15 protein-coding genes and 1 tRNA gene are annotated in these 15,620 nt (G+C 46.9%); 14 read left to right on the top strand and 2 right to left on the bottom strand.

The window, feature by feature from the left end; translation table 11 throughout:
* Positions 1–123 precede the first annotated feature (123 nt).
* Positions 124–2,070, top strand: a complete 1,947-nt coding sequence (locus tag SBG41_RS07085) for a beta-CASP ribonuclease aCPSF1 (protein ID WP_317894858.1) — start codon at positions 124–126, stop codon at positions 2,068–2,070.
* 10 nt (positions 2,071–2,080) lie between these two features.
* Here the strand turns inward: SBG41_RS07085 and SBG41_RS07080 are convergent, their stop codons facing one another.
* Positions 2,081–2,563, bottom strand: coding sequence for a DUF1947 domain-containing protein (locus tag SBG41_RS07080; RefSeq protein ID WP_317894857.1), 483 nt, complete (start codon positions 2,561–2,563; stop codon positions 2,081–2,083).
* Between the two features lie 116 nt (positions 2,564–2,679).
* On the opposite strand from SBG41_RS07080, the gene SBG41_RS07075 reads away from it, so the two are divergent.
* From SBG41_RS07075 to SBG41_RS07035, 9 genes are all read left to right on the top strand, one after another.
* Complete coding sequence (locus tag SBG41_RS07075) at positions 2,680–2,907, top strand: LSM domain-containing protein (RefSeq protein WP_317894856.1); 228 nt, start codon at positions 2,680–2,682, stop codon at positions 2,905–2,907.
* 43 nt (positions 2,908–2,950) lie between these two features.
* Positions 2,951–3,139 carry a 50S ribosomal protein L37e gene (locus tag SBG41_RS07070; protein WP_317894855.1) on the top strand — a complete coding sequence of 63 codons (189 nt, stop codon included), beginning with the start codon at positions 2,951–2,953 and terminating at the stop codon, positions 3,137–3,139.
* A gap of 65 nt (positions 3,140–3,204) precedes the next feature.
* Positions 3,205–3,453: a DNA-directed RNA polymerase subunit H gene (locus SBG41_RS07065; RefSeq protein WP_317894854.1), complete on the top strand. Its 249-nt coding sequence runs from the start codon at positions 3,205–3,207 to the stop codon at positions 3,451–3,453.
* An 87-nt stretch (positions 3,454–3,540) separates the two neighbouring features.
* A complete protein-coding gene (locus SBG41_RS07060; RefSeq protein ID WP_397470794.1) occupies positions 3,541–6,912 on the top strand; it encodes a DNA-directed RNA polymerase subunit B in 3,372 nt (1,123 codons plus the stop codon).
* Positions 6,913–6,941: 29 nt separating this feature from the next.
* Complete coding sequence (gene rpoA1 / locus SBG41_RS07055) at positions 6,942–9,584, top strand: DNA-directed RNA polymerase subunit A' (RefSeq protein WP_317894852.1); 2,643 nt, start codon at positions 6,942–6,944, stop codon at positions 9,582–9,584.
* Positions 9,585–9,586: 2 nt separating this feature from the next.
* Positions 9,587–10,843: a DNA-directed RNA polymerase subunit A'' gene (rpoA2, locus tag SBG41_RS07050; protein WP_317894851.1), complete on the top strand. Its 1,257-nt coding sequence runs from the start codon at positions 9,587–9,589 to the stop codon at positions 10,841–10,843.
* A gap of 16 nt (positions 10,844–10,859) precedes the next feature.
* Positions 10,860–11,195 carry a 50S ribosomal protein L30e gene (locus SBG41_RS07045; protein WP_317894850.1) on the top strand — a complete coding sequence of 112 codons (336 nt, stop codon included), beginning with the start codon at positions 10,860–10,862 and terminating at the stop codon, positions 11,193–11,195.
* A 34-nt stretch (positions 11,196–11,229) separates the two neighbouring features.
* Positions 11,230–11,661 (top strand): NusA-like transcription termination signal-binding factor, encoded by a 432-nt coding sequence (locus SBG41_RS07040; RefSeq protein ID WP_317894849.1) that lies wholly within the window; start codon positions 11,230–11,232, stop codon positions 11,659–11,661.
* Between the two features lie 51 nt (positions 11,662–11,712).
* On the top strand, positions 11,713–12,156 hold the full coding sequence (locus SBG41_RS07035) for a 30S ribosomal protein S12 (protein WP_317894848.1): 444 nt from the start codon (positions 11,713–11,715) through the stop codon (positions 12,154–12,156).
* Positions 12,157–12,261: 105 nt separating this feature from the next.
* Here SBG41_RS07035 and SBG41_RS07030 read toward each other — a convergent pair whose 3' ends face one another.
* Positions 12,262–12,732, bottom strand: a complete 471-nt coding sequence (locus tag SBG41_RS07030) for a bifunctional nuclease family protein (RefSeq protein ID WP_317894847.1) — start codon at positions 12,730–12,732, stop codon at positions 12,262–12,264.
* A gap of 149 nt (positions 12,733–12,881) precedes the next feature.
* On the opposite strand from SBG41_RS07030, the gene SBG41_RS07025 reads away from it, so the two are divergent.
* The 4 genes from SBG41_RS07025 to SBG41_RS07010 all read left to right on the top strand — a co-directional run bounded on the left by SBG41_RS07025 (position 12,882) and on the right by SBG41_RS07010 (position 15,609).
* A complete protein-coding gene (locus SBG41_RS07025; protein WP_397470793.1) occupies positions 12,882–13,475 on the top strand; it encodes a 30S ribosomal protein S7 in 594 nt (197 codons plus the stop codon).
* Positions 13,476–13,576: 101 nt separating this feature from the next.
* The gene (tuf, locus tag SBG41_RS07020) at positions 13,577–14,896 is read left to right on the top strand and encodes a translation elongation factor EF-1 subunit alpha (RefSeq protein WP_317894845.1); all 1,320 of its coding nucleotides are present in this window, start codon (positions 13,577–13,579) and stop codon (positions 14,894–14,896) included.
* 207 nt (positions 14,897–15,103) lie between these two features.
* Positions 15,104–15,412, top strand: a complete 309-nt coding sequence (gene rpsJ, locus SBG41_RS07015; RefSeq protein WP_317894844.1) for a 30S ribosomal protein S10 — start codon at positions 15,104–15,106, stop codon at positions 15,410–15,412.
* 110 nt (positions 15,413–15,522) lie between these two features.
* Positions 15,523–15,609: transfer RNA gene (locus SBG41_RS07010), tRNA-Ser, on the top strand.
* The last annotated feature ends 11 nt before the right edge of the window (positions 15,610–15,620 follow it).

Here is a 15,620-nt window from a genome sequence, read left to right as displayed (position 1 = left end):
AAGAGGTAGAGCTTCAGAGCCACAGCTTAATAGTATATGTTGTATTAATGCCGGAGAAACGCTGTTGACAATTATGTATGCACTGTTAATCAAGGCTTGAGATAATTCTAAAGGTGTAAGGACATGTATAAGAAGAACGAGCTAAAGAAGATAATCGGAATGATTCTTGCAGAACTGACTCCTAGAAACGTTCATGTTACACGTATTGAGTTTGAGGGTCCTGAAATAGCTATATACATTCGTAATCCTGATATAATAGCAAGGCATCCAGAAGTAGCTAAGGACATTGCGAAGAAGCTTAAGAAACGAATAGTAATTAGAACTGATCCCTCGGTTAGAAAGAGTAAGAAGGAAACCGAGGAATTAATAAAACAACTAGTACCGCCAGAAGCGGGAATAAAGGGAATAGAATTTGACGATGTTCTCGGCGAAGTGATAGTCAAAGCAGAAAAAGTTGGCCTAGTCTATGGTAAAGGACGCAGTATATATAATAAAGTTCTAGCTGAAACCGGTTGGAGACTAACGGCTGTAAGGTTTCCGCCAGTAGACCCTAAGGAGCTAGATACTGTCAACAAGATACTCCACTATACACTTGAGCAGAGTAGCTATAGGCTAAACTTTCTGCGTGCAGCAGGAGAGCGCATACACAGAGGAGTTATCTTTGAAAATAGATATGTTCGTGTGACTGCCCTCGGAGGCTTTATGGAAGTAGGACGATCCGCTATCCTTGTAGAGACAAGCGAGAGTAGAGTGCTCCTAGATGTTGGAATAAACCCAGGCTTTAACGATTACAGAATGTACCCAAGGCTTGACATAGAGCAACTGCGTTTGGACGAACTGGATGCAGTGGTAATTACCCATGCTCACCTAGACCATGTAGGTCTCGCCCCATATCTCTTCAAGTATGGTTATCGCGGCCCTGTTTACGTGACTAAACCGACGCGAGATTTAATGATACTCCAACTACTTGATCTACTCGACATAGCTCATAGAAGTAATCAAAAACCGCCATATACGCAGCTAGAAGTGAAGAAAATGCTTCTTCATACAATAACTCTTGACTATGGAGAAGTAACTGACATTGCGCCCGACATAAAGCTTACCTTCTATAATGCAGGCCATATACTAGGTTCAGCTATGGCACACCTTCATATAGGCGAGGGTCTTCATAACATAGTCTACACTGGTGATTTCAAATTTGGACGTACGAGGCTACTTGACAAGGCTGATAGTGAGTTTCCTCGCGTAGAGACATTAATAATGGAGAGCACGTATGGTGACCGCGACCAGCCAAGAAGGGATCTAGCAGAGCTCGAACTAATTAGTGCTATAAGTAGGACAATTGCGCGCGGAGGAAAGGTACTGATACCAGCAATGGCCGTGGGTAGATCCCAAGAAATATTGCTCGTACTAACTGACGCATTCAATCGCAAATTGCTCCCAGATGTAAAGGTCTATATAGATGGAAGCATACCTGAAGTAACAGCTATTCATTTATCGTACCCCGAGCTATTATCGTCTAAGGTAAGGTCAAAGATACTTCAGGGCGAGAACCCATTTTACCACGAAAACATGGTTAAGGTAAAGAATAAACAGATGAGAGAAGACATTGCAAAGTCAAATGAACCAGCAGTCATCATAGCTACATCCGGTATGTTAAATGGCGGCCCATCTGTTGAATATCTACGGTTGCTTGCCTCCGACCCTAAGAACTCTCTGATATTTGTCGGCTATCAGGCGAAGGGAACGCTTGGCAGGCGAATACTAGATGGTGAGCGAGAGGTAACAATGATAGGCGAGAACGGAAAACTAGAGCTAATAAAGATAAACATGGAGGTAAAATACATTGAAGGTTTCTCGGGTCACTCTGATAGGCGTCAACTATTAGCGTTTCTAGCCAATATGAAGCCAAAGCCTAAGAACATAATACTAAACCATGGTGAACCACAAGCAATCTATAGTCTTGCAGAGAGTATAAGGAGGAAGGCTCAAAACCTAGGACTTGGACAAGAAGTAAGAGTATTTACGCCTGGCATTCTGGAATCACTATACCTCACAGGCATTGTATGAAGATTATTGGTTAAATCTGGTCAGCTAATTTCCAGTATTTATCCTTCAAGCAATGTAGTCTTCGCGTAACTTTTCCCTTACTCATTTTTTCTATTTCATTACTATCATATAATGCTTGGTGAACTGCAAGTGGAAGCAGTCTTGTAGGCTCCACTATAACGACAATATCCCCTTTTTTAAAAGGTCGTAATATCTTCCGGATTCCTGGGCGCATGAGATCAGCTCCACGTGATATAGGCATTACTGCGCCTTCGTCAACTATTACTGCAGGAAGCCATTCATATCCTTGTTTAAGCAGAAACCTAAGATGAGGAATAATTAATCCTTCTATTTTGATAAATGCAGGAATATTGTTTACAACATAAATTTCGACATCGTTTTCAACTACAATTTCAACTTTATCGTCTTTCCCTATTAGTTCAGTTCCATATTTTTCATTAATTTCTTTTATTAGCTTCTTTTTATCTTTTTTAGATACTATCCAGCGCCTCACACCTATCCCTCTGCTCCATAACAATGTGTTGTTTGTCCGCCATGCCCCTATTTAAGCGAAGATAGAATGCCCTATAAATCCCTAGGCACAGCCCAGTTGTGGCCGGGGATACCTGTATGGCTGAAACGACGCACAAGATTCTATCAGAAAGCATTGGCCACATAGTACTCGTCAAGCTTAAAGGAGCTAATGAGGTAAGGGGAAAGCTCAAGAGCTATGACCAGCATTTGAATATCGTGTTAGAAGATGCAGAGGAGATATTTGAGGACGGTAGAACAAGGAAGCTTGGAACCCTGGTAATTCGGGGAGACACTGTCCTACTGATATCGCCTGCACAAGCCTAGACATTACTAACCGAGAATAACGGATAACACAAAGGTGAGGCGTATGTCGAAGGGTACTCCATCTTTCGGCAAAATGAGCAAGAACTATACACACATACGCTGCCCGCGTTGCGGCCGCCACTCTTTCAACGTCGCAAAGGGCTATTGTGCTGCATGCGGATATGGTAGAAGTAGGCGTCTCAAGAGATATTCGTGGATGAATAAAAAAGTTAATAGAAAGAGATTACGCTAGAGCTGAATTAAAGCATATTAAGTTACTAGGAACCACGGCCAGAGTCTGTGTAAGGGGAGAGCAGAGTGGCTAAGCAAAAGAAGTTCAATATTTTGGAGCATGAGCTAGTTCCGAGACATGAGGTTGTTCCTCCAGAGGAGGCTATTCAGTTACTCCGTGAGATGAATATTAGGCCTGAACAGTTACCCTGGCTTCGCGTAACGGATCCGGTCGCGCGAGAGATCGGGGCCAAGCCAGGCGATATTGTTCGCATATATCGTAAGAGCCCTACGGCTGGCGAGATAATTGTTTATCGCTATGTTGTTGGATACTAATTGCTAAAACCTTGTTCGTAGATTATGAGGTGATATACAGGCTTGAGTACTCAGACGTTTCCCACGGTTGACGATCGCTGGCTTGTTATGAAGGCGTTTATAGACGAATATGGTCTCGTTAGACAGCACATAGATTCATTTAATCGCTTTGTGGAGAAGGAGTTAAAGCAAATAGTGAAAGAATTCGGCAGAATCTCGACACCGCGACGCTATTATGAGATAAAGATAGTTGATGTTGAGCTAGGCGAGCCCATGGTTATCGAGAGCGATGGTGGCGAGCACCCAGTAACTCCCATGGAGTGCCGGATCCGCGACCTAACATACGCTGCCCCAATAAAAGCGAAGGTTGTAGTAGTAGAGAACGGTGTTGAGCAGGAACCCGAGGAGGTAATTCTCGGTTTTCTACCCATAATGTTGCGTTCAAAAGCTGATCCTCTTGCTCGATGCTTTTATGAAGGTGGGGATCGCGAAGAGTGCGAGCGACGACTGATAGAAGCTGGCGAGGACCCGAAAGATCCAGGAGGATACTTCATTATCAATGGCTCAGAAAGAGTCATAGTAATGCAAGAAGACCAAGCACTTAACCGCATACTTGTTGGCAAGGCGCGTGCGGGCACAGCCAGTGCTCTTTATACAGCGAAGGTTATCTCATCGCATGCTGGCGTGAGGTATCAGCTCATCCTGGACTATCATAAGGATGGAACACTTCACGTGTCAATGAGCAGGGCTCTTAGCAAGATACCGTTTGTTGTGCTAATGCGTGCGCTTGGGCTTGAAAGTGACCGTGACATTGTGCTGGCTGTTTCTCCCGATCCACAGATACAGCAGATGCTCATCCCGTCGCTTGAACAAGCACGCGCGATCGGTACAACAGAGGATGCGTTAGACTATGTTGGTAGCAGGTTCCGCGAGGGTATCGGCAAGCCTAGAGAGCAGCGTATCCGCGTAGCAGAGAGGGTTCTTGACACTATACTGCTACCACACATAGGTACCTCGCCTCAAGATAGGCTTCGCAAAGCTCTCTTCTTAGGGCAGATGGCAGCCAAGCTTCTGGAATATGTTCTCGGGCGCAGGCCAGAGGACGACAAGGACCATTATGCCAATAAACGTGTATTGTTGGCTGGCGACCTAATAGCAATGGTCTTCAGAATAGCAATGAGGACATTGGCGTATGATGTTAGGCAGCAGCTTGAGAGGCTGAGAGCCCGTGGCAGGCGGATAACGGCAAGAATCCTCATACGATCAGATATAGTCACTAACAGGATACGCGAAGCTCTTGCAACAGGTAATTGGCCGGGTCAGAGAACAGGTGTAAGCCAGCTACTTGATAGGACTAACTGGCTCTCAATGCTAAGCCATCTACGCAGAGTAGTGTCTCAGCTAAGCAGAAGCCAGCCGCACTTTGAAGCAAGAGACGTACATGGCACACAATGGGGAAGAATTTGTCCCTTCGAGACCCCTGAAGGTCCAAACTGTGGTCTCGTGAAGAACCTCGCGCTGATGGCTTATGTGTCGCCTGGTGCAGACGAGACAGAAGTAGAGAAAATACTGTATAGCATGGGTGTACGAGACGCTGTAGAAATATTTAACGAGGTAAGAAAGGCGGGTTACTACCCACCGGAATTGCTATCTTGGAGTAAAGTTTTCCTCAACGGTAGGCTCATAGGCTATCATCCTAACGGCGATGAGCTTGTATCGACGCTACGTAAACTTCGCCGTCAAGGAAAGCTTTCACCATACATTAATGTGGCACATTACAAGAACCAGCATATTAACGAAGTATACATAAACACTGACCCAGGGCGCTTGCTAAGGCCCGTCTTTGTCGTCGAAGACGGCAAGCTAGTATATAGTCCGGAGCATGCCGAAAAACTGCGTCGCGGAGAATGGAAATTCAGTGATTTGTTGCGTAACGGCATAGTGGAAATGCTAGATGCCGAGGAGGAAGAGAATACCTATATAGCGCTAAATCCGCAAGATATAACTAAAGAGCACACGCACATGGAGATATGGCCTGCCGCAATAGTCGGTGTAACGGCTGCGACGATTCCGTACGCTGAGCACAATCAGTCTCCGCGAAATACGTACCAAGCAGCAATGGCTAAGCAGGCTCTAGGTCTCTACGCGGCGAACTACCAGATAAGAGTTGATACAAGAGGACACTTACTCCACTACCCTGAAAAGCCGCTTGTCCAAACACGCATGCTTGACGTAATAGGGTTTAACGAACGCCCTGCAGGACAGAACATGGTTGTAGCGGTGATGTCGTTTACTGGTTATAACATCGAGGACGCAATAATAATGAACAAGTCATCGATAGAACGCGGTCTTGCTAGATCAACATTCTTCAGACTCTATGCTACTGAGGAAAGGCGCTACTCGGGAGGACTGAGTGATAAGATAGAGGTTCCGGAGCCAAGCGTAGAGGGATCAAAGCCGCCCGAGATGTATAGAAAACTTGACGCCGACGGTATTGTAAGCCCCGAGGTAGAGGTTAAAGGCGGAGAAGTGTTGATAGGCAAGACGAGCCCGCCACGCTTCATGGAAGAATATCGTGAATTCGGAACAGTCTCCGTAAGGCGCAGAGATACCTCAGTAACTATGAGGCATGGCGAGAAAGGAGTAGTTGACACAGTAATTGTGACTGAAAATGTTGAAGGCTTTAAGCTGGTCAAAGTACGCGTACGTGATCAAAGAATACCCGAGCTAGGAGACAAGTTTGCGTCAAGGCATGGACAGAAAGGCGTTATAGGACTACTCGTACCCCAGTATGATATGCCGTTCACCGAGGACGGCATAACACCCGATCTAATAATAAACCCCCATGCATTCCCTTCGAGAATGACGCTTGGCCAACTATTTGAAACCATAGCTGGAAAATATGCAGCAATTTATGCAAGATTCGTTGACGGTACACCCTTTGCAAAAGAGCCTATAGATAACCTAAAAATAGAGTTGCTAAAGGCGGGATATGCGCCGGACGGCACAGAACTAATGTACGACGGCAGAACCGGCGAGATGCTAAGAAACCCCATATTCATAGGTGTAGTCTATTACCAGAAACTGCACCACATGGTTGCCGATAAGATGCATGCAAGAGCCCGCGGCCCCATACAGATATTGACGAGACAGCCAACTGAGGGCAGAGCCCGCGAAGGAGGTCTCAGGTTTGGCGAAATGGAGAGAGACTGTCTCGTCGGACACGGAGCAGCAATGTTACTACGTGAACGAATGCTCGAGAGCAGCGACAAGTATGTTATGTATGTCTGTGAACTATGTGGTCACATAGCGTGGTTTGATAGGAATAAGAGAAAGTATGTGTGCCCGATACACGGTGAGAACGGAAAGATATCAGCGGTAGTGGTTCCCTATGCTTTCAAGCTCCTTCTACAAGAACTCATGTCTATGTGTATAATGCCGCGATTAAGGCTGGCTCCCAAGCATGAATGGGAGCCCTAATCCTCATTGGCCGTGTTGAGGTGACGCTCATGGTTGAGGAAAAGATAATTAAGGAAATAAAGTTCGGGATTCTATCTCCAGACGAAATAAGAAAGATGTCGGTAACAGCAATCGTCACAAGTGACCTCTACGACGAAGATGGGCGACCAGTGCCTGGAGGACTAATGGATCCGCGCCTAGGTGCTATTGCTCCAGGCCAAGTCTGTATGACTTGTGGAAACGATGCAAAAACATGCCCAGGGCACTTCGGCCATATTGAGCTGGCACGCCCCGTAATACATGTAGGATTTGCGAAGCATATCTATGACGCACTAAGGGCTACTTGTCGTCGTTGTGGACGCCTTCTCCTACCCGAAGAGGAGCTCCGTAGATACCTTACATTGTTGAATAGGTTAGAAGACCGTTGGCCCCTCCTCGCTCGCCTGCTTGTAACTGTAGTAAAGAAGAAAGCATCAAAAGTGACTGAGTGTCCACACTGCGGCGAGCGCCAATACAAGATCGTATTCGAGAAACCCTACACATATTATGAAGATAGGCCTGAGGGCAGAATACAGCTTACACCTCTAGAAGTAAGAACCAGGCTAGAGCGAATACCTAATGATGATGTGCGCTTACTTGGGCTCGACCCTCAGAATGCACGCCCCGAGTGGATGGTATTAACGGTTCTACCTGTGCCACCTGTACATGTGCGTCCGTCAATAGTGCTCGAGACAGGTATCCACGCCGAGGATGACCTAACTCACAAGCTTGCAGATATCGTCAGGACTAACGAGAGGCTCCGAGAGCTTCTTGACACCGGTGCGCCTCAAACGCTCATAGATGAGCATTGGGCGCTTCTCCAGTACCATGTTGCAACATATATTGACAACGAGCTTCCAAGAATACCTGTCGCAAGACATCGCGGCGGTAGACCTCTCAAAGGCTTAGCGCAGCGACTTAAGGGCAAAGAGGGCAGATTTCGCGGGAACCTTAGCGGCAAGCGCGTAGACTACTCAGCTCGTACGGTGATTTCGCCTGACCCAAACATTAGTATAAACGAGGTAGGAGTTCCAGTAGAAATAGCCAAGGTGCTAACGGTTCGTGTTCCAGTAACACCTTGGAATATCGAAGAAATGAGGAAATATGTCCTAAATGGGCCGGACAAGTGGCCAGGCGCAAACTACGTGATAAGAAGTGACGGGCGCAAAATAGACCTAAGATATGCTGATAGGAAACGTATAGCCGAAATGCTTGAACCCGGGTGGTTTGTTGAACGACATCTACGCGATGGAGACATAGTTCTATTCAATCGACAGCCAAGCCTTCACCGAATGTCGATAATGGCTCACATAGTCAAAGTACTACCAGGCAAGACGTTCCGCCTAAACCTACTGGTGTGCCCACCATATAACGCAGACTTCGACGGCGACGAGATGAACCTGCATGTCCCACGCACAGAGGAAGCACAGGCAGAAGCAAGAGAGCTAATGCTTGTACAATACCATATACTATCACCACGCTACGGTGGCCCGATAATTGGCGGACTTCAAGACTATATAAGCGGGGCATACCTGCTAACAAGCAAGGCCACGCTCCTCTCAATAGAGGATGTTGTTGATCTACTCTCCGCGGCTGGCTATCGTGGTGAAATACCAGAGCCAGCCATACTCTCGCCGAAGAAGAGGTGGACAGGTAAACAGCTCGTCAGTCTCTTCCTGCCAAAAGAGTTTAACTTTAGAGGAAAGGCACGAGTGTCTGCCGGCATCTTCGCCTGCGATGACGAGTGGTGCTGGAACGATTCATTCATAACAATCAAGAAGGGTGAACTTCTAACGGGTGTGCTCGACAAGAAAGCCATTGGTGCCGAGCAGCCAGAGAACATGATGCACTGGCTCATAAAGGAGTATGGTACTGACTATGCGCGCTACGTATATGACCACATGTTCAAGATGTTCATACGCTTCATAGAGAAAAGAGGCTTCACTATGACAATAGACGACGTGGCGCTCCCGCCAGAGGCTAAGGAGAAGATCCGAGAGGTCTTGAAAGAAGCTGAAAGAAAGGTATACGAGCTGATAGAAATCTACAAGCAAGGCAAACTTGAACCCGTACCTGGAAGGACCCTAGAAGAGTCTCTTGAACTTAGAATCCTAGACGTCTTATCAGAGGCGCGTAAGAAGGTTGAAGATATTACCGTTAACTATCTAGACCCGTTCAACAATGTCTTCATAATGGCCCGTACAGGTGCTCGTGGAAACGAGCTAAACATAACACAGATGGCAGCACTCCTAGGCCAGCAGTCGGTCAGAGGAGAAAGAATTCACAGAGGCTACTTGGGCCGCTTCCTGCCACACTTCAAGCCAGGTGATCTGGGCCCTGCGGCACGAGGCTTTGTCTACTCTAGCTTCTATGACGGATTATCGCCCGTTGAGGTATTCTTCCACGCTGCAGGTGGCCGCGAAGGCCTTGTCGACACTGCTGTGCGTACATCACAGAGTGGCTACATGCAGCGCCGCCTCATAAATGCACTACAAGACCTTAGAGTAGAGTATGACGGAACTGTGCGCACACCTTATGGTGAGGTCGTGCAGTTCGTCTATGGCGAGGACGGAGTTGACCCCATGAGGAGCGCACATGGGAAGGCTGTTAACATTGATCGTGAAATAGAAAGAGTAATTGGGTGGAGGGTCTAGCCATGAGTGCGAAGCTTGTCTTCTCTTGGGACGAATTAAAGAAAGAAATAGAGCCAGTGCTTACTGAGGCTAAAAACAAGCTCCCCAAGCGGATCTATGACGAGCTTGAAGCAAAGCTTCAGAAAACCACTGAAGAATATGGATTATTACCCGAGGAGGCCAAGAAAATAGTTGAGTATGTGCTCTCCGAGTACGAATACAGTATGGTCGAGCCAGGCGAACCTGTAGGCACTGTTGCAGCTCAATCAATAGGTGAGCCAGGCACCCAAATGACACTGAGAACATTCCATTATGCAGGTATAAGAGAATTTAACGTAACTCTTGGATTGCCGCGCTTTATAGAGCTTGTTGATGCTAGGCGAGAGCCATCAACACCAATCATGTACATTTACCTAGATGAAGAGCATAAATACGATGAAAACAAGGCCAAAGAAGTAGCGCGAAGAATAGAGTTTACACGAGTAGCGAACGTTGCATCAGAAATTGATATAGATCTCGTTAATCTCAGACTAGTTGTTCGCTTAGACCCCGTTATGCTCGAGGACAAAGGTGTAACAGTCGAGCAGGTGAAAAAGGTTCTTGAAAAACTAAAACTCGGTAAAGTAGAGCAAGACCCCTCAGACCCCTTGACCCTCTTTATACAACTAGAGATCGGAGAAAGCTTTAGCTTAATGGATCTCCAAAAGAAGAGAGAGAAGGTTCTCAACGCTAAGATAAAGGGAATAAAGAAGATAAGAAGAGTTATTATTCAGTCAATGACCAATGAGGAAGGACGTACAGAGTACTTCCTCGTAACCGAGGGTAGTAATCTAAAAGATGTGCTCAATGTTCCTGGTGTCGATCCTCGCCGCGTCTATACCAACAATATTCACGAAATAGAGGAGGTTCTGGGGATTGAGGCGGCGAGGGCAGCACTAATACGCGAAATGAAAGACGTGCTGGACGAACAAGGTCTTGACGTTGACATTCGCCATATAATGCTAGTCGCGGATGTAATGACGCAGACGGGTCGTGTAAGACAAATTGGTAGGCACGGTGTTAGCGGCGAGAAGCCAAGCCCTCTTGCGAGAGCAGCATTCGAAATGACGACTCAAAATCTCTTTGCGGCAGCTGCACGGGGCGAAGTAGATAAATTGAAGGGCGTTACTGAGAGCGTAATAGCTGGCAGAGTTATAGGCGTCGGCACTGGCATTGTTGAGGTAAGAATGAACCCCTCACAAATAGTAAAAACTATGAAGGAAAGCGGGAAAGAGGCATAAAACCGGGGTGTAGATGATGAGCACAGTCCAGGTCGGCGACATAGAAAAAGAACTCGTTAATGCTCTGAAGACAGGAAAAGTAATACTTGGTTCGAGAAAGACTCTACGGCTCGTGAAGCTTGGAAAGGCTAAAGCCGTTATAGTCGCTGAGAATGCTCCTCCTGAAATAAGAGACGATATAGTATACTATGCAAAGCTCGGCAATATACCAGTATATATCTATCCGGGTACAAGCTTAGAGCTTGGAGCAGTCTGTGGTAAGCCGTTTACAGTGGCTAGTCTAGCTATCCTTGACCCGGGTAACTCTAGAATAATTGAGCTAATTGAGTCTGCACAGTCACAGTCGGCCTAAAGGTTTTAACCACCATGGGGGTGTGCAAAGAGGTTTGACCGATATAAAATTAACAGCTGAAGAAATGAGATATATGGCCCTATTGCAAGACCTTACCGGTGCAATCGCTCGTGACTGTATTGTTGACGATGAGAACAACCGTGTTATATTCATAGTGAGGCCTGGTGATGCAGGAAAAGCTATTGGGCGAAGGGGCTCCAATATTAACAGACTTAGAAGGCTTCTTGGGAAGGAAATCGAGATAATAGAGTATGCTGATGATCTGGAGGGGCTTGTAAAGAACATATTCGCGCCTGCAAGAGTTCTCGGTATAAGGCTTGTTAACAGAAATGGCAGAAAGGTGCTCTACGTTATAGTTGACCCTGCGGATAAGGGTAAGGCAATAGGGCGCGGAGGCAAGAAGGTCGCTATAGCGCGTCTAGTGCTCAAGAGGTACCACGATATCGATGATGTTAAGATAAGATAGCTAGGATAATAAGGGAGGAGCTAAGATAGCCCAAGAGCCGGGGTGACGAACGTGGCTGGTAAGAAGTCGCCAAATGGGTTCTTCGCTGCAAGGAAGCTTAAGCGTAAGAGACTTAAGTTCCGTTGGAGCCAGAGAGAGTTTAAGATAAGAATGCTTGGTCTTAAGAGAAAGTATGATCCTCTCGAAGGCGCGCCAATGGCCCGCGGCATTGTCCTAGAGAAAGTCGGTGTTGAGGCGCGTCAGCCAAACTCTGCTGTACGTAAGTGTGTCCGAGTACAGCTCGTCAAGAATGGGCGTGTAGTTACAGCATTCGTTCCCGGAGACGGAGGGCTACTTGTAGTAGACGAACATGATGAGGTACTAATAGAGGGTATTGGTGGGCCAAGAGGCCGGTCTATGGGTGACATACCTGGCGTACGCTACAAGGTCGTAACAGTTAATGGTGTATCACTTAAGGCTATACTTGAAGGTAAGAAGCAGAAGCCGCAGAGATAAAAATGATTTTGCTAAGGCAGAACTCCAAGTAATCTTGTAATGATATGAAGAGATCATTTATTTCCTTTCTTACACCGCGGCCCCAAATATTACAGTAATAGTTCTTTAGTGTTCCTCCTCCTCAAATGATTCTTGTTCGTCAACAAGTCGTTTTGATACGTAGATTGGTTTTTCGAATAAGCGTGCAAGAAATATTGCATGGCTTGGCACCATGCGCCTCATCATATATATTCCGCCTAGGTTGAAGCTTGCCTTGGCGGTATATAGATAAGTATTGTAATCTATCTCGTCTATTACTACGTATTCAAGTCTTTTTCCGAGCTCCTCGAAGAAGCCCTTCATATCTATTAATACATCGAATATAGTTTCTCTTAGCCCAGGCATACTTGGTTCGTCCTTTTGCCTCTCGATTTTATTCAGTGCCTCAACTATTTCGAAGGGTACGTTGTACAGCGTGAACTCTCTGCCATCTTCTAGCTCAAGAACTATTATTGGTATGTTTGGCATGCTCGGCGTTATCATGGCGCTGACGTTGCGCGCTTCAAGTAGTATGTCGGTGCCTTTAGGTGGAGGCATATAGTTCACCTGCCATTGGTTGGAAGCCCAATTAAATCTAGGTGTGCAGAAGCCCTTAATCTCTCTCCTAGGTCTTGGCTAGGAGCGAGACCTAAATTTATTCCCGACTGGGGTTGGGAGAGCCGGGAGGGTAGCTGGATATGAGCACGATGGAGGAGCAAGTGCCAGGGCTTGATCCACGTGACATAAAGTTGTTTGGCAAGTGGAGCTTTGAGGGCGTTGAAGTAAGGGATCCGAGCCTTAAGCGGTATATTTCGTTAAAGCCGGTGTGGCTGCCACATACTGGAGGCAGGCATGAGCATAGAAGGTTCGGCAAGTCTGAGGTACCAATAGTTGAGCGATTGATAAATAGGCTCATGCATCCTGGTCGCAACATGGGCAAAAAGCATCTTGCCTATAACATAGTGAAGCAAGCATTTGAGCTAATATATATAAAGACCGGGCAAAACCCGCTTCAAGTTCTCGTTAGGGCTATAGAGAATGCCGCTCCGCGAGAAGACGTTACGAGAATAATGTATGGTGGTATAACGTACTTCGTTTCAGTAGACGTTGCGCCTCAGAGAAGAGTTGATGTTGCATTAAAGCACTTAGCGGATGGCGCCCGTATGTGTGCGTTCAATAATCCAAAGCCTATTGAGGAATGCTTAGCGGATGAAATTATTGCAGCAGCTCAGGGAGACACGAGGAGTTACGCTATTCGCAGAAAAGAAGAGATAGAGAGGATAGCTCTCAGCTCAAGGTAGCGAAGCTTTTTGTACCATACCCATTGTTTACTAAACCTTTATAAGACTCGCTTTATAGAAGCAGTCTTCCGGCAAGAAAGAAAGGGGTCTGGGTGAAGGATATGAGTCAGCAGAAGCCGCACCTTAACCTCGTAGTGATAGGCCACGTTGACCACGGTAAGAGCACGCTGGTAGGTCACCTGCTATTCCGTCTAGGATTCGTTGACGAGAAGACGATAAAGATGCTAGAGGAAGAGGCCAAGAAGAAGGGTAAGGAGTCATTCAAGTATGCGTGGTTGCTCGACAAGCTAAAGGAAGAGAGGGAGCGCGGTGTAACCATTGACCTGAGCTTCGTAAAGTTCGAGACAAAGAAGTACTACTTCACAATCATCGATGCGCCAGGCCACAGAGACTTCGTAAAGAACATGATTACTGGTGCGAGCCAAGCAGACGCAGCAATTCTAGTAGTATCGGCCAGAAAGGGCGAATTCGAAGCAGGTATGAGCCCAGAGGGCCAGACAAGAGAGCACCTCATCCTAGCCAAGACAATGGGTATTGACCAGCTAATTGTAGCAGTAAACAAGATGGATGCAACCGAGCCACCTTACAGCAAGGAGAGGTATGAACAGATAGTAGCAGTGCTCAAGAAGTTCATGAAGGGCCTTGGCTACAAGGTAGACGAGATACCATTCATACCGGTATCGGCGTGGACCGGCGAGAACCTCATTGAGCGCAGCCCCAACATGCCATGGTACAATGGCCCAACCCTAGTAGAGGCCCTAGACAACTACATTAAGCCGCCAAAGAAGCCTGTAGACAAGCCTCTCAGGATACCAATACAGAACGTCTATGTCATACCGGGTGTAGGTACTGTCCCGGTAGGCCGCGTCGAGACAGGTGTACTAAGGGTAGGCGACAAGATAGTATTCATGCCACCTGGCGTAACAGGCGAAGTGAGAAGCATCGAGATGCACCACCAGCCACTGCAGCAGGCAGAGCCAGGCGACAACATAGGCTTTAACGTACGTGGTGTATCAAAGAAGGACATTAAGCGCGGCGACGTTGCAGGACACCTAGACAACCCGCCAACAGTAGCAGAGGAGTTCACAGCAAGAGTCTTCATAATATGGCACCCAAGCGCAGTGACAGTAGGCTACACTCCAGTAATACACGCGCACACAGCTAGCGTGGCAGCTAGAATAGTAGAGATACAGGCAAAGCTAGATCCAAGGACCGGCCAAGTAGTTGAGAAGAATCCACAGTTCCTAAAGATGGGTGACGCTGCAATAGTGAAGTTCAAACCGATAAAGCCAATGGTGATTGAAAAGTTCAGCGAGTTCCCGCAGCTAGGCCGCTTCGCAATGAGAGACATGGGCAAGACGATAGGTATCGGTGTAGTAATCGACGTCAAGCCAGCAAAGGTAGAGATAAGGAAGAAGTAAAGAAGCAGTACTACGTCTTTTCCCTCCAGCCAAGCTGGACCACTAATATTTCATTTTCCTCTTCTATAATTTTTACAACATTGATGTTGTCTAGATGTTTCTAATCTTGCAAAGAATCAAGCAAGGAGAATGGCAATAGGTACTCAAACCTGTTTAAGGCTTTAATAATCCCCTAAGCCCTTGCTACACGAAGGGGGAAGAGAGGACATGGTCCAGCGTGCAGAGATAAGGCTCTGGAGCACTAATGTGGATAACCTAAACATGGTTGTTGACCAAATAAAGAAGATAGCACAAAAGGCTGGAGTAAGAATGCGTGGTCCAATACCGCTTCCAACGAAAAGGTTAATTGTACCAACGCTTCGTCTGCCTCATGGTGAGGGCTCGAAAAAGTGGGATAAATGGGAGCTACGGATTCACAAGCGCCTCGTAATAGTTGATGCAGACGAACGCGTAATGAGGCAAATAATGAGAGTAAGAGTTCCCGAGGACGTATACATAGAGATAAGACTCCGCTAAGCACACTAGCAGCTGTTGCTGTTTCTTCGCATACTTTTCCCGCTTCTATTAAGCGAAAGAGTCATCCTTATTTATGCCCAGAACGTCTAAAGATAATTCATGGCCTAGGTGCCGGGGTGCCCGAGCGGTCTAAGGGGCCGGCCTGGAGAGCCGGTGGCCGCACGGCCGCGCGGGTTCAAATCCCGCCCCCGGCGCCACACTTATAAGC

This window comes from Pyrofollis japonicus, from assembly GCF_033097485.1.
GTDB lineage: Archaea > Thermoproteota > Thermoprotei_A > Sulfolobales > Pyrodictiaceae > Pyrofollis > Pyrofollis japonicus.
Note: the sequence above shows the minus strand (reverse complement) of the source record. Positions and strands in the feature narration are given on the sequence as shown.